The organism is Pseudarthrobacter defluvii, assembly GCF_030816725.1.
Classification (GTDB): Bacteria; Actinomycetota; Actinomycetes; order Actinomycetales; family Micrococcaceae; genus Arthrobacter; species Arthrobacter defluvii_A.
In genome coordinates this window covers 4,378,945-4,398,996 of sequence record NZ_JAUSYG010000001.1, presented here as the reverse complement: position 1 = coordinate 4,398,996, position 20,052 = coordinate 4,378,945, and the positions used below count along the sequence as shown (strand labels likewise).

Genomic DNA, 20,052 nt, shown 5'->3' with positions numbered 1-20,052 from the left:
CGGCGCATGGCCGACCTGGTTTGTCTTTGCGGTGTCGCGGCCGTTTTCTACGGAAAGTAGAAGGGCGCTCTACCTAGTTTACGGCTTTCCCGCCCCGGCGAGGGCATCGTGCCGCAGCGTCAGGCCGGAGAGTGCCCACAGGACGCCGGAAATAATCGCCCCGCCACCGGCCACGCCCAGCAGCGCGTGGGCACCGAGGTTGATGAAGAACGGCAGCAGCACCGCCGTTCCGATACCGATAACCCCCGAGGCAATCCAGTCCCTGGCAAGCACGTGACGGCCCCTGTGCTGCAGACCGCAGGCAAGCTCGAGGGCGCCGGCCACGCCGAGTCCCAGGGCCGCGATCACACCGAACAGCAGGTCGCTGTGCAGGAGCAGCACGGCAAAGCCGGCGCCGGCCAGGACCGCACCGCCGGCGGACAGCAGCTTGCCGGGGGCAGAGTTCTGGGCGAAGCCCGCTGCGGGGACGGTCCGAAGGGACACCACGCCGGCGGCCAGGAGGTAGAGTCCGCCGGCCCAGCCCATGACCTCCACGGAAGGGGAAGTCCAGAAGACCGTGACGGCGCCGAAGACCAGCGCAGCGGCCGAACGGAGCAGGACGGGCTTCCAGAGGCCATTACGGGGGGTTGTTCCGGGGGCTGCGCCCGCGGGGGTGGATGGTTGCGTCACCGGTCCAGTTTAGTGGGGGCGGCTGGGAGGTCCAGCCGGGTTGGAGTCAGGCAGAGCCGAGCACCATCCAGCGGTCGGAGCGTGAACGCAGACCCAGGGTTACGGCGCGGGCCGCCATGTAGCCCAGCGCAAAAGCCACCCAAAGCCAGCCAAGCCCCGATGTACCGGCGGCGCCGGACAGTGCGACCCATGCCAGCAGCGGCACGTAGACCGCGAGGTTAACCAGACCCGCCACGGCGAGGTACCGTGCGTCCCCCGCGCCGATCAACACACCGTCGAGGACAAAGACGTAACCGGCGATGGGCTGCCCTGCGGCCAGGACCCAGAGGGCAACGGCAAGCGCCTGCTGCACCTGGCGGTCAGGGGTAAACAGCGCCCCGGCCCAAGGTGCCGCCGCTGCCAGCAACAGGCCGGTCACCACGCCGAAGCCCGCGCCCCAGCGGATCATGGTCCCCGTCAACAGCCTGGCCCTGGCTGCGTTCGATGCACCGAACTCCTTGCCGATCAGCGCCTGGGCAGCGATAGCCAGGGCATCCAGGGCGAACGCGAGGAAAGAAAAAATAGTCATGGCCAGCTGGTGGGCTGCAAGGTTCACGTCGCCCTGGGCAGTGGCAACCAGCACGGTGGCCAGGATCGCGGCGCGCAGGCTGAGCGTTCGCAGCATGAGCCAGGACCCCACACGGGTCATGCTGCGGATCCCCCGCCAGCTGGGCAAGAGGCTTACGCCGTGGTGCACGGCGTTCCGGCGCACCATCACCACATAGACAGCAGCCATGCCCCATTGGGCCAGGCTGGTCCCCAGCGCTGAACCCACGACGGACAGGCCCAGGCCGTAGACAAGCCACAGGTTCAGGACGATGTTGACACCGAATCCCACGGTGGCCACCACCAGCGGGGTGCGGGTATCCTGCAGGCCGCGCAGTACCCCGGTGCCGGCAAAGATCAGCAGCATTGCCACCAGCCCCGGCATGGACCAGCGGAAGTAGTCGACGGCGAAGGTCCGGACACTTCCCTCGGCGCCCAGAAGGTCAATCAGCGGTTCGGCCGCGGCGAACCCGGCCACGGCGAGGAGCACGCCGAGGATTCCTGCGAGCCAAACACCATCCCGCCCTGCCGCCAGCGCCTTGCCCAACCGTCCGTCACCTATTGCACGGGCCACGGCGGGCGTAGTGGAGTACGCCAGGAAGACCATGAGTCCGACGGCGGTCTGCAGCACAGCTGAGGCCAGCCCCACCCCCGCCAGCTGGGCGACGCCGAGATGCCCCACGATGGCGGAGTCCGCCAGCAGGAAGAGTGGCTCGGCCACCAGCGCGCCGAAGGCGGGGACGGCAAGGCGGAGTATCTCCCGGGCCGGACCGCGGGTGGCAGCCGGAGACGCAGGGGCAGGTTGACGGGGCACGGTGACAGCTTAACGTCGCCAGTCGATACGGGGCAGCCCGGCATGAGAAAGCCCACAATCACACCCTTTTAGTTGACACTTCAACTATCTGCGAGAGAAGGTGGAGACATGAACCAGCCACGCCTGACCACCACAGCCCTCACCGCCCTCCGCCTGATCCTCGGTTTCCTCTTTGCCGCCCACGGCTGGCAGAAGTTCAATGAATGGACCCTCGCCGGCACCCAGGCTTCCTTCGCCAAAATGGGCGTCCCGGCGGCCGAGATCATGGCTCCGGCCATCGCCGTCCTGGAACTGGCGGGCGGCGTTGCCCTGATCCTGGGCATCCTCACCCGCGTCGTGGCCGCACTCCTGGTCCTTGACATGCTCGGCGCCCTCTTCCTGGTTCATGCCCCCGCCGGCATCTTTGCCGCAAACGGAGGGTATGAACTCGTCCTGCTCCTGGCCGCAGCCTCGTTCGCGCTGGCACTTACCGGCCCCGGCCGCTTCTCCCTGGACCGCGCACTCTTCGCCCGCCGCAATTCGAAACTGGCGGTCCTGGCCTAGCCCGGCCTGAAACAACAAATGCCGGACGGCGGCTACGCACCACGGTGCGCGGCCGCCGTCGTTTTTCTACGGCCTGGCCTCCGCATCCCACTTGCCGCTCAGCCTCGCGCACGGGAAAGATTGGGAAAACGCTTGCCAGCTAAATGGCACTCCTGATAGACCTTTGTTTGTTGCAGTGAGAGCTGCATCACCGCACCCCTGGTCTCAGCCATCTTCATCGGTCTCCCCCACGTACGGCCGCACCACGCACTTGGAGTCCACTGCCGGCGTGTTTTGAATCGTTCCAAAAGCGCTGGGACCACTAGGGCGTGTCTCCTAAAGCTGTCAGCCAGATGCTGATCGCGCGGAGGACTGCTCCGCCGCGGTAGGTGAAGGCCAGTTTGTCGTAGCGGGTCGCCAGGGCCCGCCACTGCTTGAAGATGTTGAAGTTGCGTTCGACGACGTTGCGGCCTTTGTAGTCCTCCTTGTCGAAGGCCGGGGGTCGGCCGCCGGTGGATCCGCGTCGTTTCCGGTGGCCGATCTGGTCGGATGGTTGCGGGATAACAGCGGCGATGCCGCGGTCGCGAAGGTGGGTCCTGATCGCTCTGGACGAGTATGCCTTGTCACCGCGAACACGGTCCGGGCGGGTGCGCGGCCTGCCCGGACCCGTCCGGTTGATCTTCAACTGGTTCATCAAATGAGTGAACATGGGCGCATCCCCGCCCTGGCCGGGGGCAACGAGCAGCACCAGGGGTCTGCCTTTACCATCGACCAAGGCGTGGATCTTGGTGCTTAATCCGCCGCGGGAACGCCCAATCGCGTGATCGGTGGGCTCAGCAAACAGATTCATGTAATTCGAGCAGGCCCCCTGTGGTGCGCGGAAGGTTGGTGCCGTGCTGGTGGGCACGATTCACCGTCGAGTCCACTGAAACCGACCAATCCACCTCACCGCGGGCATCCGCGGTCGTCAGCAGGGCCGCCAGGATCCTGTCCCAGGTCCCGTCACCGCTATAGCGGCGGTGACGCTTCCAGATGGTCTGCCAGGGACCAAACTCCGCCGGCACATCCCGCCAGGCGATCCCGCACCGATACCGGTAGATGATGCCCTCGACTACACGGCGATCATCCCGGAAAGGACGACCCCGGCGGCCAACAGAAGACGGCAGCAACGACTGAATCCGGGCCCACTGCCCGTCAGTCAAAACAGAAGTACGAGACACACATCAAGCATCCCGGGTAAGAGGTTCCGGATTTAGGAGACACGCCCTAGCACACTCATCGAAGGAGATGCCAGTGAATCATTCCGAGCGCCCCACACCTCAACAGCAGGAGAGTCCGCCGCCCAGGCCGCCGCGTGTGCGGCTCGCCGGCGCCAAAGCTGTCACTGCTGCCGCAGTCTCCGCCGCCATCGCACTCACCGGACTGCCCGCAGTACACGCCGACACAACGCTGCCGGCAGTGGGAAGCGGCTTCAAATTCGACTTCGGCCCCGGCGCAACTGCCGATGGCTATACCGCTGTGGATGCCGGTGATCAGTATTCGGCAGGAGCCAAGTTCGGTTTTACCGATACCACCGCCACCTCCGGCGCTGACCGTGGCACCGGGGATGCGCTCCGCTCCGACTTCGTCCAGGCCCAAGGGAGCACGTTTCTGGTCGACCTGCCCAACGGCGACTACACCGTAAAGCTCGTCGCCGGCGACGCCACGGAAGCCACCAACATCGCGATCACCGCGGAAAAGATGGCAAAGGTCCAGCTGACGGACAAGCCTGCCGGGCAATACCTGGAGATGGAATTCCCCATCTCACTCGTGGATGGCCAGCTCAACCTCGACTTCACCGGGACCGCAGCGAAGATCAACTCCCTGGTCATCGCCGCACGGGCCCCGCGAACTGCCACCATAGATCCCGGCGTCTACCTCGCCGGCGACTCCACGGTCCAGACCTATGACGAAGGCTACGTTCCCCAGGCGGGGTGGGGTCAAATGATCGACCGCTACCTCGACAGCGCCGTATCCGTCCACAACCATGCCATCGGCGGGGGCAGCTCCAAGAACTTCATCAGCCAAGGACGCCTGGATGAGATCCTGCGCGTGATCAACCCCGGCGACTACCTGATGGTCCAGTTCGGCCACAACGATGCCACCATTGGCGTCGATGACCGTTACGCGTCCCCCGCCGACTACAAGGAGTACCTGCGCACCTATGTCAACGGTGCACGCCAGCGCGGGGCCATCCCCATCCTGGTGACACCCGTGGGGCGCCGGGACTATGACGAGGCAACAGGCAAATTCAACGTCAGTTTCCCGGAATATGTGGCCAAGATGCAGGAACTTTCAGCCGAAGAAAAAGTTGCGCTCGTGGACCTCTCCGCCTCCAGCCGCGCCTACTACGACGCCATCGGCCCCGAGGACACAAAGTCCGTCTTCCTTCACGTCGACGCCGGCGTCTACCCGAACCGGCCCACCGGGACCGTGGACAACACCCACTTCCAGGAGTACGGGGCCATCCAGATCGCCCGGCTGGTGGCTGGGGACCTCAAGCAGCTCAACCTTCCGCTGGCTGCGCGCGTGAAGGAGGTGGCCCCGCCGTCGACCGTTCCTGCCACGCCGCAGGGCCTCGTGGCAGGCAGCATCTCCAACGCCGGCGCACTCCTGAAGTGGCAGGCCGTGGAAGGCACGGACATCTACAAGGTCTACCGCAAGCTGGCCTCCGAACCGGACAGCGCCTTCAAGCTCACCACCACCGCCACCGTGCCCACAGCCAACCTGACCGGCCTCGAGGAGGGGACCGCCTACAGCGTCCGTGTTGCCGCCCTGAACGGCAAGGGACTCTCCGAACCAAGCGACGCCCTCAGCCTGACCACCAAGAAGGCCAAGTACAAGTTCGATTTCGGCCCGGTGGGCGCTCCCGTGGAGCCCGGCTACACCGAGGTGAACCGGACCATGGCCTACACGCCCGGCCGCACTTTCGGCTTCAAGGACATCTCCGTCCTGAGTGACCGGGACCGCGGCGCCGTAACGTCCAACCTGCTGCGCGATTTTGTCCTCAGCGGCTCCAGCTTCGAGTTCCAGCTCGACGTTCCCAACGGCACCTACGCCCTGAAGACGCACCACAGCGACTGGATCGGCTCCACCAGGACCGATGTAGCGGCGGAAGGCGTTCCATTCGGGCAGGTTTCCTCCGGCAAGGCATCTTCCGCCACCAAAATCATCAACCAGGTCCTGGTATCCGACGGACAGCTGAACCTGACCATCAGCGGCTCCGGCCAGCGGCTCAACGGGCTGGAAGTCACGCCGCTGCTGGTGGGGCCCACCAACCTGCACACCACGTCGGTGAACGCCTCAGTCGAACCTCCCACTGTGGACCTGGCCTGGGACGGGGTGCCTGACGCCGCCTCCTACAAGGTGTTCCGCAAGGCGTCTTTCGAATCCGGGCCGGAGCTCATTGCGGATCACGTCACGGCGCCCGCCTTCCAGGACACCACAGCCTTCCCAGGGCTGAAGTACCAGTACTACGTCACCGCTGTGGACAACACCGGGCTGGAATCGGTTCCTTCCAACACTGTCGACACCGCCTTGGTGGACCCGGCCACCGCGGTTCCTGCAGCCCCCGGCAAGGTGGATGTCAAGGCCGTGGAGAAGACCAGCGTGACGCTGAAATGGCAGAAGGTGAAGGAGGCTGCCGCCTACCAGGTCTACCGGTCCACCTCACCGGACGGTCCCTTCGAGTACGTGGGCCGCGCAGCGGAGGTGAATTACACGGACTACACCGTGCTGACCACCATCAAGAACTACTACCGGCTCACCGCGGTGAACAAGGGCGGCGAGTCACTGCCGTCGGCAGTAGTGGGCACCGAAAAGGTCACCGTCGTCAACCGGCAGATGGAAGCCATCGACCGCGCGCCCGTGGCACTGCTCACCAGCCAGGGTGTCCGGGTAGGCTGGCGCATGCTGGGCCTCGACCCGGAACAGATCGGCTTCCACGTCATCCGCGACGGCGTCCAGCTCACCGATGAACCGATCCGCAACAGCACCACCTTCCTGGATCCGGCCGGAACCGCCGCGTCCAGATACGTCATCAAGAGCGTGGGCAACGGCGGTGATCAGCTGACCGCTGAATTCACGCCCCTGGCGCAGGACTACCTGGCCATCAAGCTGGACAAACCGGCAGACGACTACACCAAGGACGGCCAGCCCTACAGCTATTCCGCCGGGGACGCCAGCGTGGCCGACCTGGACGGCGACGGCACCTACGAAATCCTGCAGATGTGGTCCCCGTCCAATGCCAAGGACAACTCCCAGGCCGGCTACACGGGCACCGTGTACGTGGATGCGTACCGGATGGACGGAACAAGGCTCTGGCGGATCAACATGGGGCCGAACATCCGCGCCGGAGCACACTACACCCAGCTGCTTGCCTACGATTTCGACGGCGACGGCAAGGCTGAGGTAGCCATGAAGACTGCTGACGGAACGCGTGACGCCGCCGGGACGGTGATCGGCAACGCCGGAGCGGACTACCGCAACAGCAGCGGCTATGTCCTCAGTGGTCCGGAGTTCCTCACCGTATTCCACGGCGCAACAGGCACCATCATGGACACTGTTGCCTACGATCCGCCCCGCGGGGATGTCGGGGCCTGGGGAGACACCTACGGCAACCGCGTGGACCGGTTCCTCGGTGCCGTGGCATACCTGGACGGCGAGCACCCGTCCATGATGTTCAGCCGCGGTTACTACACCCGGGCAGTGCTGGCAACGTACGACCTGGTGGCGGGAAAGATCACCAAGCGCTGGACGTTCGATTCCGATATCGCCGGAACCCAGTACCGCGGGCAGGGCAACCACAACATGTCCGTGGCCGATGTCGACGCCGACGGCAAGGACGAGTTCATCTTCGGCTCCATGACCATCGACGACAACGGCAAGGCGCTCTACACCACAGGCCTGGGACATGGGGATGCGATCCACACCAGCGACTTCGACCCCTCACGCCCAGGCCTGGAGACCTTCGCCGCACACGAAGAAATGGGTGCCAGCGGAAACCTGGGCGCCACCTTCCGGGATTCAAGAACGGGAGAGGTGCTGTGGAGCATTCCTGCTGTCAAGGACACCGGCCGGGCCGCGATGGACGACATCGACCCCCGCTACGCCGGGGCCGAAGGCTGGGCCATCGGCGGGGATGCCGCCTGGAATTCCCCGGTTGGCCAACTCCGTTCCGTCAAGGGCGAGCTGATCTCCGAAAAGATTCCTGCGGCCAACTTCCTGGCCTGGTGGGACGGTGACCTGCTACGTGAGATCGTGGACCACGACTGGAATGCCACAACGAACACCGGAACCCCGAGCATCGGCAAATGGAACTGGGAAACCGGGTCCACCGACAGGCTGGTGACGGCAACCGGTGCCAAGTCCAACAACGGCACCAAGGGCACGCCAGCCATCCAGGCCGACCTCCTTGGTGACTGGCGGGAAGAAATTGCCTGGCCGTCCGCGGACAGCACAGAGTTGCGGATCTACACCACAACAGCTGCCACGGACGTTCGGCTCCGGACGCTGATGCACGATCCGGTGTACCGGCAGTCCGTGGCCCGCGAAAACGTGGCATACAACCAACCGCCGCACCCGGGCTTCTTTATCGGTGAAGGCATGGACCTGCCGGCCCAGCCTGATATCGTCTACACCCGCCACTAACGCAACCGCCCTATACTGCCCCGTCCGCCCTTCCGGCGGGCGGGGCAGTTTGTTGCAGGACCCAACCGGCCGGTAACCGGGGCCGTCAGTAAGATCGCAGCATGACTGAGACCGGCAGGCCCAACTCCGTGACCCTTCGCTTCCTCGCCGCGCCCATGGACGTGGGGCACAGCGGATCGGTGGATGCCGGCACGGTACTCGAGTGGGTGGACAAGGCCGCCTATGCCGCCGCGGTGGGTTGGGCCAAGTCCTACTGCGTGACCGCCTATGTCGGCAACATCCACTTCGCCGATCCTGTGAACAGCGGCGACATGGTGGAGGTCGAGGCAACCATCGTCTACACCGGCCGCTCATCCATGCACATCCGCACCGTGGTCTCCTCCGGCGACCCGAAAGGCGGCCCCGCCACAATGCGCAGCACGTGCATGGTGATCTTCGTTGCCGTAGGGGCGGACGGCAGGCCGGTGCCCGTGCAGCAGTTTGAACCAACAACTCCCGCCGAGATCGAACAGCGGGATCACGCGCTGGCCAGAATCAAGGTCCGCGAGCAGATCGTGGAAGCTATGAACCGACAGGAATATACCGACGCCGGTACGGCCGAGCGCGTAACGCTGCGGTTCATGGCTGCGCCCACCGACGTGAACTGGGGCGGAAAGGTCCACGGTGGCATTGTCATGAAGTGGATCGACGAGGCCGCCTACGTGTGTGCCTCACGCTACTGCGGCAGGGATACCGTGGCGGTATTCTCCGGCGGCGTACGCTTCTACCGGCCGCTGCTGATCGGCCATGTGGTGGAGGTGGAAGCCCGGCTGGTGTACACCGGGACCAAGGGCATGCATATCGCGGTCCACGTCCGTTCCGGCGACCCCAAGGGCCGGGAGCTTAACTTCACCACCTATTGCCTCACCGTCATGGTGGCGCGCGACGACGAAGGCACCTCCGTGCCCGTGCCCGCCTGGGTGCCGGTCAGCGATGAGGACAAACGGCTCCACGCCCACGCCCGCGAACTGCTGGAGATCAGGGGCACCGCTCCGGGCAACCGGCTCCCCAACCACCTGCTCGGGCAGGGCGCCTAGAAGCCACCGCCGCCGCCGGCGTCACCCGCCATGTTGGCGAAGCGGGAGTAGTGGCCCTGGAACGCGACGACGATGTCCTTGGTGGGTCCGTTACGGTGCTTGGCCACCAGGATGTCGGCTTCGCCGGCACGCGGGGACTCCTTGTCGTAGACATCCTCGCGGTGGAGCAGGATCACCATGTCGGCGTCCTGCTCAATCGAGCCGGACTCACGGAGGTCCGAGACCATGGGCCGCTTGTCCTGGCGCTGTTCGGATCCGCGGTTCAGCTGCGAAAGGGCGATCACGGGGACCTGGAGTTCCTTGGCCAGGAGCTTCAGTGCACGGGAAAACTCGGAGACTTCCTGCTGGCGGGACTCGACTTTCTTGCCGGAACTCATCAGCTGGAGGTAGTCCAGGATGACGAGTTTGAGGTCATGCTGCTGCTTGAGGCGGCGGCATTTGGCCCGGATCTCCATGAGGGACATGTTGGGACTGTCGTCGATGAACAGCGGGGCATCGTTCATCCGCCCCATGGTGGTGGCGATCTTGGACCACTGCTCGTCCTTGATGGTGCCCTTGCGGAGATCCTGGAGGCTGATGGTGGCCTCGGCGGACAGCAGGCGCATGGCGATCTCGTTGCGCCCCATTTCGAGGGAGAACATGACGGTGGCCAGGTTGTGCTTGATGGCTGCGGAGCGGGCGAAGTCGAGGGCGAAGGTTGACTTGCCCACGGCGGGACGTGCGGCGATGACGATCATCTGGCCCGGGTGGAGTCCGTGGGTCAGTTCATCAAGTTCGTAGAAGCCTGTGGGGACACCCACCATCCCTTCCCCGCGGTGGCCGGACGCCTCAATTTCGTCCACCGTGGACTCCATGACGTCCTTCAGGACCACGTAGTCTTCCGCGGTGCGGCGTTCGGCCACTGCATAGACCTCTGCCTGGGCCTGGTTGACCAGGTCTTCAACCTCGCCGTCCGAGCCGTAGCCCAACTGGACGATTTTGGTGCCGGCGTTCACGAGCCGGCGAAGTACCGCCCGTTCGGCCACGATCTCGGCGTAGTAGCCGGCGTTGGCCGCGGTGGGGACGGTCTGGATCAGTTCGTGCAGGTAGGCCGGACCGCCGATTCTGTTGATCTCGGCACGCTTGGTCAGCTCATCCGAGACGGTGACGGCATCTGCGGGTTCGCCGCGGCCGTAGAGATCGATGATGGCTTCGTAAATGGTCTCGTGGGCGGGCCGGTAAAAGTCCTGTCCGCGGAGGATTTCCACGACGTCCGCAATGGCGTCCTTGGAGAGCATCATGCCGCCCAGCACAGACTGTTCAGCGGCGATGTCCTGTGGGGGCTTTCGGCTGGTATCCGATCCACGGGTCGCCTCGACAGGGTCCAGATGCGCGATTGACAAAACTGCCGTCCTCCATTTGTACCGGGCGCGTGCCCGGTGATCCATCCTGCCCGGCGGCCTCCGGTAAACCGGCTCCCGCCACCTGTCCAGGTCTACCCGCTGGCTCTGACAATCAAGCCCCGACTGCTCCCACGTGACCTCCGCCTGGGAGTTATCCCCAGTATCCACAGCTTTTCCACAGGGTCGCCTGGGGAGCGGCACGCTGGGTCGCCACCGAAAGGATGATGGCCCAGTTTGGGACGCGGAGGACAGGTACCCCGCTACGCTAACGGCGGTCGTGTCAGGAGCAAAGCCAGCATGCTCGAACCCCTGTGGATAACCTGTGCAGTAAGGGGCATAGCTTGTGCACAGCCTGTGGGGAAGCCTGTGGATACAAAAATTTTTTATCCCCAAACAAGCCTTTGACCTGCGGAAACTCGAGATTAGGCATGTGGAGTAAATATTTCTTTGACGGAATTTCATCCACAGGCCGCACAACCCACTGTCGCCGGAGGAGCGCGTACCGGGCGCGCCGGAACGGTTCCGGGTCGACGCTGCGATACTCCTCATATTCCCCTTCGGGAGTTTGACGGGCAGGGGCCGACACTGTATGTGGACCCGTGCATATTGCTGTGGATAACCATGATCTGGATTAAGATCTAGGTAGCCAGACCATGCAGCTGGACGGTCGGCAGCAACAGGGTCGCTGGACGTATCGCCAGCGAAGCAACATCCCCTGGCGAGGCCAGAAAGTAAACAGAACGGCTCGTGAAAATGGAATCCCTTGTGGTCCCGGTCCTTATCCTGCTCGCGGTGGTTGCGGGGGTGACGGTGGCGTACCGTGCCGCCCGGAAACGCAAGACGGGACGCCCTGCTAGCCAGGCCGAACCGGCGAAGGCACCACAGGAGCTGGCCCGGGCAGCAGCCGACCGGTTGTCGGAAGACGAACACCGGCGCGTTTACGCCTTGATCGCGCAGGGCCAGGCCATGGCCGCCATCAAGCTGTATTACGAGATCACCGGGGAGGGCCTGCGGGCCTCGCGCGACGCAGTGGGCGCCCTGGCGGCCCACCCCCAGCCCTTCCGGCGCCAGGAGCCCGCACAGGCCGTCGAAGAGGACGACGACGAGCCGCAGCGGTTCCCTTACCGTTACCGTGCCATCGCCAGCAAGGGAGACGTCACGCGCGAGGTGAGCAGCAACATGCTCAATGACGAGATTTACGGCAGGATCCGAACCCTGGCCCGAAGCGGCGACACGGAGGCCGCGGCCAACGCCTTGACCCGGCACTCCGATATCTCGCTTACGCAGGCTCGGGAGTTCATTGCCTTACTGGACGACTGACCGCGGGACGGCCAATGCAGGACGAATCAGGCAGGACGGCAAGCTGCCGTGGGACTAGCGGGACCCTGAGATACCGGCGAGCAGCTGTTCGAACGGCAGGGACTCCAGCGGGGCCGGCTTCCGGCCTGGCTGCGGCCCTTCAAGCAGCCGCATAAACTCGGCGGCGGCGCGGTCAATGCGGTCCGCGAGAGACCCGCCGCCCTCTTCCGCAGTTCCCCAGTCCTGGGGTCCTGCGAACACGCCGGTTGCAGCGATGCGGGTGCGGAGATATGTGAAGAGCGGGCGCAGGGCGTAGTCCAGAACCATCTGGTGCCTGTCGGTGCCGCCGGTAGCGCCGAGCAGCACCGCCTTGCCGTCCAGCGACTTCGGGTCCAGGACGTCGATAAAGGACTTGAATAACCCGCTGTAGGAGGCGCTGAAGACGGGCGTCACCGCGATGATCCCGTCGGATGCCTCCACTCCGGCGATGACTTCCGCCAGGCGTAGTGGGGCGTAGCCGGTGACGAAATTGTTGGCGATGTCTACGGCAAGGTCCCGGAGTTCGATGACGTCCACGGCCACGTCGTAGCCGGCTGCCGTGAGCTGACGCTGGGCGGATGCTGCGAGCTGGTCGGCCAGCAGCCTGCTCGATGAGGGCACGCCGAGCCCTGCGGAAAGGACGGTGATGCGGCGGATTTCCATGGCATTCTCCTGGTGCTCGTTCATTTCATCATACATGTATTTGCATCTATACTCCTGAACTGCTGCCTGCACCGAAGTATTCCCGGCCGGATTGCGATTCCCTGATCAGACCCGGGTCAGAGCAGCACGGCCCCGCTGATGCAGGTGGTGGAATCACCGCCCACCCAGATTTCCCCGTCTTCGGCACTGACGTGGATGCGCCCCGCACGGCCCAGAACGGTCCCCTGGGTGGCCAGGTATTGCTCCGGCGCCCTCCCGCTTCCCATCAGCCACCGTGCGGCACCGGCGTTGAAGCTGCCCGTGACGGGGTCCTCCGTCACGGCGTCACCCGGAAGGAACGTGCGGACCTCAAAGTCGCTGCCGGCGCCCGGGGCGTGCGGCCCGATTACACCGATCTTCAGGTCGCCCATACCCGCGAAGTCCGGTTTAAGGGCCAGCACCTGCTCGGCGGATCCCAGGAGGACACCGATCCATTCGGGGCCGTTCACCAGCCAGGCGGCGTCCAGAACATCGGTCGCGGGCACCCGCAGCGCCTCCGCCAAGTGCCGGCGCACCGGCGCTTCCACCGGGCCGAAGCGCGTCATGGGAGGTGCGGCGAAAGCCAGCCTCCCGCCGTCACGCTTCACCCGGACCAGCCCAGCGGCACACTCCTGCACTACGTAGCCTTCCGCCTTCGGCACTCCCCCGGCGTCCAGCCAGGCATGGGCAGAGCCGAGCGTGGGATGGCCTGCGAAGGGGAACTCCTCCGAGCCGGTGAAGATGCGGACTTTATAGTCAGCCCGGGAATCCTCGGGCGGCAGGAGGAAGGTGGTTTCCGAAAGGTTGGTCCAGTTGGCGAAGCGCTGCATCGCGGCAGCATCCAGGCCTTGGGCTTCAAGGACGACGGCGAGCGGGTTGCCGCGGTAGGGCTGGCTGGCGAATACATCCACCTGGTGGAAAGGACGGCTGCGGGGTGTCAGGTTCACCGGAGCAGGCTACCACCGCCAAAACGAAAGACCCCCGCCGCCGGAATCCGGCAGCGGGGGTCTTGACGCACTCGGGAAATTACTTCCCGGCAACCACGTCGAGTTCGATCACAGCGGCAACGTCAGCGTGGAGGCGGACGTTGGCCTGGTAGGAACCAACCGACTTGATGTGTGCGGGCAGTTCAACCTTGCGCTTGTCGATCTTGCCAAGGCCAGCGGCCTCAACAGCGTCAGCAACGTCGCCCTGCTTGACGGTGCCGAACAGGCGGCCGGACTCGCCGGCCTTGACAACCAGCTTGACCGGCTTGGCAGACAGTGCAGCGGCCTGCTTCTGAGCATCTTCCAGGGAAGCGTGCTCGCGGGCGGCGCGGGCAGCCTTGATGGACTCAACCTGCTTCTCGCCACCCTTGGACCAGGTCAGGGCAAAGTTGCGGGGCAGCAGGTAGTTACGTGCGTAACCGTCCTTGACCTCGACAACATCGCCAGCAGCACCGAGACCGGTGACTTCGTGGGTCAGAATGAGCTTTGCCATGTTAGTTAATCCCTTCCTTAGCCGCGGCCAGCGCCGGAGTAAGGCAGCAGAGCAACTTCGCGGGCGTTCTTGATTGCCTGGGCGATCTTGCGCTGTTCCTGCACCGTGACGCCAGTGACGCGACGGGCGCGGATCTTGCCGCGGTCGGAGATGAACTTGCGCAGCAATGCTACGTCCTTGTAGTCGATGACAGTGATGTCAGCGGCCTTCAAGGGGTTGGACTTTGGTTTGGGCTTACGGAGTTCAGCCTTAGCCATCGTGGAGCTCCTATTCTAGGGAGCCCGTGGATATTGATCCACGGGATGGTGGTGGTCCGACGGCGGCAGCTGCTTTGGGTGCATTGCGCACCCTGACAGTCCCGCGCCGGGCCGTTGTTTGGGTTTTAGAAGGGAGGTTCGGAATCGGGGCCGTTGCCCCAGCCGCCTGCATTGGACACACCGGGCGTGGCCCAGGGATCGTCCTGTGCAGCCTGCTGGTTGCCGCCGCCCCAGCCTCCACCGGAGTTGCCGCCCTGGTTTCCACCAGAGTTGCCGCCTCCGAAGCCACCGCCGCTGTTGCCGCCGCCGAAGCCGCCGCCACCCTGGCCGCCGGAGCGCTGGGTGCGGTTGACCTTGGCGTTGGCGTAGCGCAGGCTGGGGCCGATTTCGTCGACCTCAAGCTCGATAACGGTGCGCTTTTCGCCTTCTTTTGTTTCGTAGGAGCGGCTCTTCAGGCGGCCGGTCACGATGACGCGCATTCCCTTGGTCAGGGACTCGGCAACGTTTTCGGCTGCTTCACGCCACACAGCGGCGCGGAGGAACAGGGTCTCCCCGTCCTTCCACTCGTTGGACTGGCGATCAAAGGTACGGGGGGTGGAAGCGATGGTGAAGTTCGCTACTGCCGAACCTGACGGTGTGAACCGCAATTCCGGGTCATTGGTGAGGTTACCGATGACCGTAATGGTGGTCTCGCCTGCCATCTACTGCCTCCTTGTTCGATCCTGGGTGAAGAGTGCGTTTCCTGCGGGGTAAAGAATGAAGACGGCTGAATTACTCAGCAACAACCTTCTGCTCTTCGGGGCGGGTGATCTTGGTGCGCATGATGGTCTCGTTAAGAGACAGCTGGCGGTCAAGTTCCTTGGCGGTTTCCGGCTTGGCGGTGAAGTTCACCACGGCGTAGATACCTTCGGACTTCTTCTTGATTTCGTAAGCCAGGCGGCGACGGCCCCAGATGTCAACCTTCTCGATGGTTCCACCATCGTTGGTGATGACGTTCAGGAACTTCTGAAGCGACGGCTCAACGGTACGCTCTTCGACCTCGGGGTCGATGATTACCATCAATTCGTAAGGACGCATATGTGAACCCACCTCCTTTGGGCTAAGCGGTTACGGCATTTCCGTAACAGGAGGTTCATTTGCGATTCCATGCAGTGGCATGCCACCGGAACGGAGGCAGGACGCAGCACAGACTTCAATATCTTAGTGCATTTGGGCCCGATAGGCGATTCGCGCTTGACTCAAGGCTAGGCGGGTGATGCCCGGAGCGGACAGCGCCGGTGCTGCCATGTGGAAAACCCGGCCAGGGCAGGGACGCCATCAAGTCGAGGCATTCCCGCGGGCCTGCGGCGTGAGTCCCGTTACCTAATTGTGATTTTACGCCGGAGTTCGTGTACGGTCGTGCGGGGGCCGCCCCCAGCCGGCCCTAATCCCGGATGTCGCCCAACTCTGCCGCTTCCGGCGATCCATCAAGTTCCAGGCAGAGGCGGGGGACCCACGTGTCACGGGCTTGGCTTGCGCCTGCCCTGGGGGTGAAGCCGCACGCGCGGCCGGATGCCTCATTCGAACCCGACAGCTAACTCCGCAGGCGTTGAGAGGTCACTTCCCCATGCCTGCAGACCGCAGCCACACTGCAAACCCGGCACCCCGTTATCAAGACGAGACAACTTCCGGCGCTCCGCTCCCTCCTTCCTCAAAGGCGAAACAAAGCCACGTACGGCGGCCCTGGCCGCTCGCTGCCGGCGTTGCCGCAGCACTCCTCGGTGCGGCAACCCTGGGCCTCGGCCTGACCCACAGCACGCAGCCCACAGCTGTGGCCCGGGTGGCGAGCGCCTCCGATACTGGCAGCGATGTCCCTGTAAACGATGTCCGCACGCAGGAACCTTCAGTTGCTGCTGCCCCCGCCACGCCTGCTCCGGCACCTTCCCCGGCCGACGTTCCTGCCGCAAGCCTTCCTCTTCCCGAGGCACCTGCCCCCGCCGCAGTGCCGCCGGCGCCCGCCGCCCCGGCTCCCCCGCAGGCCCCCAGCGCCCATGCACCCGCCGCCGCGGCCCAGCTGGCCAGCAGCGGCACGCCGATGCCCGCGGGAGTGCCCGGCAACTGGTCACTTGCCTTCGCTGATGACTTCAACGGCGCCGGCCTGGATACCGCCAAGTGGTCGAACTGCTGGTTCTCCCCAGGCTGCGGAACCATGAACAAAGTCTCCACCAGCCCCGCCAACGTCTCGGTGGCGGATGGAAACCTTGCCCTGGGCCTCGCATCGTCCACGTCGGGTGCGTTGGTGTCGACCAACCCGAAGGGCGGAGCAGGCACCGGCTTCCAGTTCACCACCGGCTACGTCGAGGCCCGCATCAAGTTCGCGGGTAACGCGAACGGCCTCTACAACTGGCCCGCCTTCTGGACCACGGGCCAGTCCTGGCCGGCCACGGGCGAGAACGACATCGCCGAAGTGCTCCAGGCCAGGATGACCGTTAATTACCACTCAAGTTCAGGCTCACAGAACCAGGGTGGCGTCGGCGGGAACTGGGCCAACGAATACCACACGTTCGGCCTGCACCGGATGGCCAACTCCTCGGATGTGTACTTCGACGGCGTCAAGGTCAAGTCCTACCCCACGAGCGACGGAAACGCCCCGCAGTACATCGTCCTGAACGTGGGCGCGTCGTCCACGAACCCGGCATACGGCCCGCAGTCCCAGATGATGGTGGACTACGTGCGCGCCTGGCGGTAGCCAACCACGCCCCACGCCAAGAAAGGACGACGGCGGGACCTCCCGCCGTCGTTCTTTCATCTTTCCTCTGGTTTCGCTCAAGGTTGCCCAAAGCAACCCTGCCAGGCGTGGTGTGATCCATTACACTCTTGCAATGAAGCTCCTGTACGTGACCGAAAGCGTGCCCAACCGGGACCCCGAACTCGGGGATGGAAGCTCCATGATCCCGTACGAGGTGATCCTGCACCTTCCTGCTGACGTTGCCGTCACGCTGCTGACGTTCTCGGGCCCCGTTCCGGTCCCGGCAGAAATTCGGGAGCGTTGTGAGACCGTGTACGAGCTGGCCCCGAGGGAAGAACTTTCCGCTTTCGTGCGCTCCGTGGGCGGCCTCACCGGTCTCGGGAAACAGCGGCGTGCCACACCATCCGCCCGAGCCGCAGCCGCCCGGCTCTCCGCGGGCAAGGACGCGACCCTCATCCACGGACCGCACGCCCTCTTCCTGTCCCACCACGTAACCGGGCCCTTGGCGCTGCAGACCGTGGACCCCTGGTCCATCCGGGCCGGGATGGACACGGCCATCGCACGCACGTTCCGGCCCGCCTACCGGCTGCGTGAAGAAGTGGCGGCCCGGGCTGAACGGCAGCTGCCGTCCAGGGCCCGCCTGCTGACCGTCGGGGCGCAGGATGCTGCAGCATGGTCCGCCAGGCTTGGCAGGCCGGTCAGGAGCATCCCGAACGGAACGGAAGTGGCGTCAGGTCCCCGCAGGCAGCGGGATGTACCGGTGGTGTGCTTCGCGGGCAGCCTCAACTATGCCCCGAATGTGGACAGCGCCACCGTTTTGGTTGAAAGGGTGGCACCGCAGGTGTGGCGGAAGGTGCCGGACGCCCGCTTCGTCATCGCGGGGCGCCGGCCAACGCCGGCGGTGCAGGCACTGGCCGGCCCCCGGGTGGATATCCTGGCCAACGTCCCCTCCATCCTGGACGTTTTCCATGGGGCTGATGTGGCAGTTTTCCCTGACGAACACGGCGTTGGCATCCGTAACTCCGTGCTGGAAGCCCTCGCGGCCGGGCTGCCCGTGGTGGCAACGCCGGTGGCTGCCAGGGAACTGCCCGCACACCCGCTGTTGACCGTTGAAGGCAACATGGACGAACTTGTGCGAAAAGTGGTGGAGCAGCTCACCCTCCCAAGGCCACCGGAAGGACCACCGGAAACCCGAACCACAGGAGGGCCCTCTGCCGCCGTCCGGTCCTGGGAAACGGTGGCAGCGGAATACCTGGAAGAAATCCGTGCGGCAGCGGCTGCGTCTCCCCAGGCATGGGAGCTCCCCCAACCGAACAGGCAACCGTGACGTACGCGCCGGGGGAATTGGAACGCAAGGGGGTCCGGGGCGCCCTGTGGCAGGGCCTGGCTTTCGCGTCCGGCAGGGTGATCGTGCTGGTCACCACAGTGGTGCTGGCGCGGCTGCTGTCCCCCGGGGAATACGGTCTCGTTGCCCTGGCACTGGTGCTTATGGCGTATGCAGAAACCATCGCCGATGCCGGCGTGGGCCAGGCATTGGTCTACCTCCCAAAGACACCGGTCATAGCGCGCTCGGCGCTGCTGCTTTCGGTTGCCCTGGGCGCGGCGCTTGCCGTGGCGGCGGTGCTTGGCGCCGACGCGGTCGAGGACCTTGTGGGGCTCGACGGCGTGGCCCCCCTGGTGCAGGTCCTTGGGGTTTCGGTGCTGGCCACCGCGTGCGGCGCCGTCCCGGAGGCCATCATGCGCCGGGACCTGAAGTTCAGGCAGCTGACCGCGGCGCCCGTGCTGCGAGCCGCAACCATGGGCACGGTAACGCTGTACCTGGCCTTCACCGGCCACGGCGCCTGGTCGCTCGCCGTCGGAACAGCTGCCGGATCCGTGGCCTACGCCGCCACCTGTTGGTTCCTGATCCGCCATGAAGCACCCTGGCAGCTTTGGCGGGTCAGCCGCAGCGCCATCGGCGAGAACGTCCGCTTCGGTGCCCCCGTTGCCGGCAGCACCCTGCTCGCCAGGGCGGTTTTCGATGTCGACTACCTGGTCATCGGCGTGGTGCTGGGCGCCCAGGCACTGGGCCTCTACACCCTGGCCTTCCGGCTGCCCGAGGCCTTGATCCTGAATGTCTTCTTCGTGCTTTCCACCGTCCTGTTCCCGCTGTACACGCAGGTCCGCGGCGACCGGCAGCGGCTGCGGGACGGGTACCTGAAGAGCGTCACGGTGCAGGCGCTGTATGGCATTACGGCCGGTGTGGGACTGGCAGTAGTGGCCCCCGTCCTGGTGCCGGTCCTTTTCGGGCCGCAGTGGGAGGGGTCAGTCACGCCGCTGGTATTCCTTGCCCTGTACGCGGCCGCCCGGTCCCTTGGTGCCGGGGCGAACGACGTTTACAAGGCCCTGGGCAGGCCCGGGCTCTCCATCTGGATCTCCGTGGTCCGCCTGGTGGTCCTCATCCCCGCCCTGATCTTCGCCACCCGTTGGGGCATTGTGGGCGTCGCGTGCGCCCAGATGGTGGTGGCCGTGGTCTTCGCGTTCGGCATGCAGGTGGTGGCCGTTAAGGTGATGGGCACCAGGATGCGCCGGATGATCCGCGCCGCGGCGCCTGGCCTGGTGTGCGGTGCCGCAGTGGGCCTGGTGGGCCTGCTGAACCTCGCCCGGCCTGCGCTGGGACCCGTCCCCACACTGGCAATCATGGTGCTTGCCGGTGTGGGCCTGGTGTACACAGTGCTGCGGTTCGGCTACCGGGACCTGCACGACGAGATCCTGCGGCTTTTCAAGCGCAATCATGAAGACTCAGGGGCGACTGAGAGCCGGACCTCCTAGCTCCGGACCTCCTGGCGGCTGG

General features: G+C 65.1%; 16 protein-coding genes, 2 pseudogenes and 1 riboswitch. Of the genes and pseudogenes, 8 read left to right on the top strand and 10 right to left on the bottom strand.

The features are described 5' to 3' along the window. Window positions 1-78: 78 nt before the first annotated feature. Entirely contained in the window at window positions 79-669 is a 591-nt protein-coding gene (locus tag QF031_RS20530; RefSeq protein ID WP_307432581.1) for a hypothetical protein, read from the bottom strand. A 46-nt stretch (window positions 670-715) separates the two neighbouring features. Further along, window positions 716-2,068, bottom strand: a complete 1,353-nt coding sequence (locus QF031_RS20525) for an MATE family efflux transporter (RefSeq protein WP_307432576.1) — start codon at window positions 2,066-2,068, stop codon at window positions 716-718. Between the two features lie 108 nt (window positions 2,069-2,176). On the opposite strand from QF031_RS20525, the gene QF031_RS20520 reads away from it, so the two are divergent. Further along, complete coding sequence (locus QF031_RS20520) at window positions 2,177-2,611, top strand: DoxX family protein (protein WP_307432573.1); 435 nt, start codon at window positions 2,177-2,179, stop codon at window positions 2,609-2,611. Window positions 2,612-2,912: 301 nt separating this feature from the next. On the opposite strand, the gene QF031_RS20515 is transcribed toward QF031_RS20520, so the two are convergent. Further along, window positions 2,913-3,810, bottom strand: a protein-coding gene (locus tag QF031_RS20515; RefSeq protein WP_307429913.1) for an IS5 family transposase whose coding sequence is annotated in 2 segments (ribosomal slippage) — window positions 2,913-3,458 and window positions 3,460-3,810 — 897 coding nt in all. Because the reading frame shifts where the segments join, the coding sequence is not laid out codon by codon here. Between the two features lie 67 nt (window positions 3,811-3,877). On the opposite strand from QF031_RS20515, the pseudogene QF031_RS21515 reads away from it, so the two are divergent. From QF031_RS21515 to QF031_RS20505, 3 genes and pseudogenes are all read left to right on the top strand, one after another. Continuing rightward, window positions 3,878-5,836, top strand: a pseudogene (locus QF031_RS21515) (SGNH/GDSL hydrolase family protein); the annotation flags it as partial. A 630-nt stretch (window positions 5,837-6,466) separates the two neighbouring features. Further along, a pseudogene (locus QF031_RS21510) lies at window positions 6,467-8,278 on the top strand (rhamnogalacturonan lyase); the annotation flags it as partial. Window positions 8,279-8,379: 101 nt separating this feature from the next. Beyond that, window positions 8,380-9,354 carry an acyl-CoA thioesterase gene (locus QF031_RS20505; RefSeq protein WP_307432567.1) on the top strand — a complete coding sequence of 325 codons (975 nt, stop codon included), beginning with the start codon at window positions 8,380-8,382 and terminating at the stop codon, window positions 9,352-9,354. Here the strand turns inward: QF031_RS20505 and dnaB are convergent. Further along, entirely contained in the window at window positions 9,351-10,736 is a 1,386-nt protein-coding gene (gene dnaB, locus QF031_RS20500; RefSeq protein WP_307432564.1) for a replicative DNA helicase, read from the bottom strand. The genes QF031_RS20505 and dnaB overlap by 4 nt on opposite strands. 753 nt (window positions 10,737-11,489) lie before the next feature. Here dnaB and QF031_RS20495 point away from each other — a divergent pair. Beyond that, window positions 11,490-12,056: a hypothetical protein gene (locus QF031_RS20495; RefSeq protein ID WP_307433547.1), complete on the top strand. Its 567-nt coding sequence runs from the start codon at window positions 11,490-11,492 to the stop codon at window positions 12,054-12,056. A 54-nt stretch (window positions 12,057-12,110) separates the two neighbouring features. Here QF031_RS20495 and QF031_RS20490 read toward each other — a convergent pair whose 3' ends face one another. From QF031_RS20490 to rpsF, 6 genes are all read right to left on the bottom strand, one after another. After that, the gene (locus QF031_RS20490; protein WP_307433544.1) at window positions 12,111-12,737 is read right to left on the bottom strand and encodes an FMN reductase; all 627 of its coding nucleotides are present in this window, start codon (window positions 12,735-12,737) and stop codon (window positions 12,111-12,113) included. A 116-nt stretch (window positions 12,738-12,853) separates the two neighbouring features. After that, on the bottom strand, window positions 12,854-13,702 hold the full coding sequence (locus QF031_RS20485; RefSeq protein WP_307432563.1) for a PhzF family phenazine biosynthesis protein: 849 nt from the start codon (window positions 13,700-13,702) through the stop codon (window positions 12,854-12,856). Between the two features lie 79 nt (window positions 13,703-13,781). Beyond that, window positions 13,782-14,234 (bottom strand): 50S ribosomal protein L9, encoded by a 453-nt coding sequence (rplI, locus tag QF031_RS20480; protein ID WP_018769834.1) that lies wholly within the window; start codon window positions 14,232-14,234, stop codon window positions 13,782-13,784. 17 nt (window positions 14,235-14,251) lie between these two features. After that, the gene (gene rpsR, locus QF031_RS20475) at window positions 14,252-14,491 is read right to left on the bottom strand and encodes a 30S ribosomal protein S18 (RefSeq protein ID WP_003800144.1); all 240 of its coding nucleotides are present in this window, start codon (window positions 14,489-14,491) and stop codon (window positions 14,252-14,254) included. A gap of 125 nt (window positions 14,492-14,616) precedes the next feature. After that, window positions 14,617-15,192: a single-stranded DNA-binding protein gene (locus QF031_RS20470; RefSeq protein WP_141158852.1), complete on the bottom strand. Its 576-nt coding sequence runs from the start codon at window positions 15,190-15,192 to the stop codon at window positions 14,617-14,619. Window positions 15,193-15,262: 70 nt separating this feature from the next. Beyond that, entirely contained in the window at window positions 15,263-15,568 is a 306-nt protein-coding gene (rpsF, locus tag QF031_RS20465) for a 30S ribosomal protein S6 (protein ID WP_013602900.1), read from the bottom strand. 377 nt (window positions 15,569-15,945) lie between these two features. Next, window positions 15,946-16,091, top strand: a riboswitch (cyclic di-AMP (ydaO/yuaA leader). Window positions 16,092-16,097: 6 nt separating this feature from the next. On the opposite strand from rpsF, the gene QF031_RS20460 reads away from it, so the two are divergent. The 3 genes from QF031_RS20460 (at window position 16,098) to QF031_RS20450 (ending at window position 20,030) form a co-directional block, all read left to right on the top strand. Next, window positions 16,098-17,219, top strand: a complete 1,122-nt coding sequence (locus tag QF031_RS20460) for a glycoside hydrolase family 16 protein (protein ID WP_307432560.1) — start codon at window positions 16,098-16,100, stop codon at window positions 17,217-17,219. A gap of 133 nt (window positions 17,220-17,352) precedes the next feature. After that, window positions 17,353-18,546: a glycosyltransferase gene (locus tag QF031_RS20455; RefSeq protein ID WP_307432557.1), complete on the top strand. Its 1,194-nt coding sequence runs from the start codon at window positions 17,353-17,355 to the stop codon at window positions 18,544-18,546. Further along, window positions 18,543-20,030: a lipopolysaccharide biosynthesis protein gene (locus QF031_RS20450; protein ID WP_307432554.1), complete on the top strand. Its 1,488-nt coding sequence runs from the start codon at window positions 18,543-18,545 to the stop codon at window positions 20,028-20,030. Before QF031_RS20455 ends, QF031_RS20450 begins: the two co-directional genes overlap by 4 nt. Window positions 20,031-20,052 lie beyond the last annotated feature (22 nt).

Excerpts from the sequence above, each read along its gene's own strand:
- QF031_RS20520 (WP_307432573.1), top strand. The coding sequence starts at position 2,177 with ATGAACCAGCCACGCCTGACCACCACAGCCCTCACCGCCCTCCGCCTG.
- QF031_RS20505 (WP_307432567.1), top strand. The coding sequence starts at position 8,380 with ATGACTGAGACCGGCAGGCCCAACTCCGTGACCCTTCGCTTCCTCGCC.
- QF031_RS20495 (WP_307433547.1), top strand. The coding sequence starts at position 11,490 with ATGGAATCCCTTGTGGTCCCGGTCCTTATCCTGCTCGCGGTGGTTGCG.
- QF031_RS20490 (WP_307433544.1), bottom strand. The coding sequence starts at position 12,737 with ATGGAAATCCGCCGCATCACCGTCCTTTCCGCAGGGCTCGGCGTGCCC.
- rplI (WP_018769834.1), bottom strand. The coding sequence starts at position 14,234 with ATGGCAAAGCTCATTCTGACCCACGAAGTCACCGGTCTCGGTGCTGCT.
- rpsR (WP_003800144.1), bottom strand. The coding sequence starts at position 14,491 with ATGGCTAAGGCTGAACTCCGTAAGCCCAAACCAAAGTCCAACCCCTTG.
- QF031_RS20470 (WP_141158852.1), bottom strand. The coding sequence starts at position 15,192 with ATGGCAGGCGAGACCACCATTACGGTCATCGGTAACCTCACCAATGAC.
- rpsF (WP_013602900.1), bottom strand. The coding sequence starts at position 15,568 with ATGCGTCCTTACGAATTGATGGTAATCATCGACCCCGAGGTCGAAGAG.
- QF031_RS20460 (WP_307432560.1), top strand. The coding sequence starts at position 16,098 with ATGCCTGCAGACCGCAGCCACACTGCAAACCCGGCACCCCGTTATCAA.
- QF031_RS20455 (WP_307432557.1), top strand. The coding sequence starts at position 17,353 with ATGAAGCTCCTGTACGTGACCGAAAGCGTGCCCAACCGGGACCCCGAA.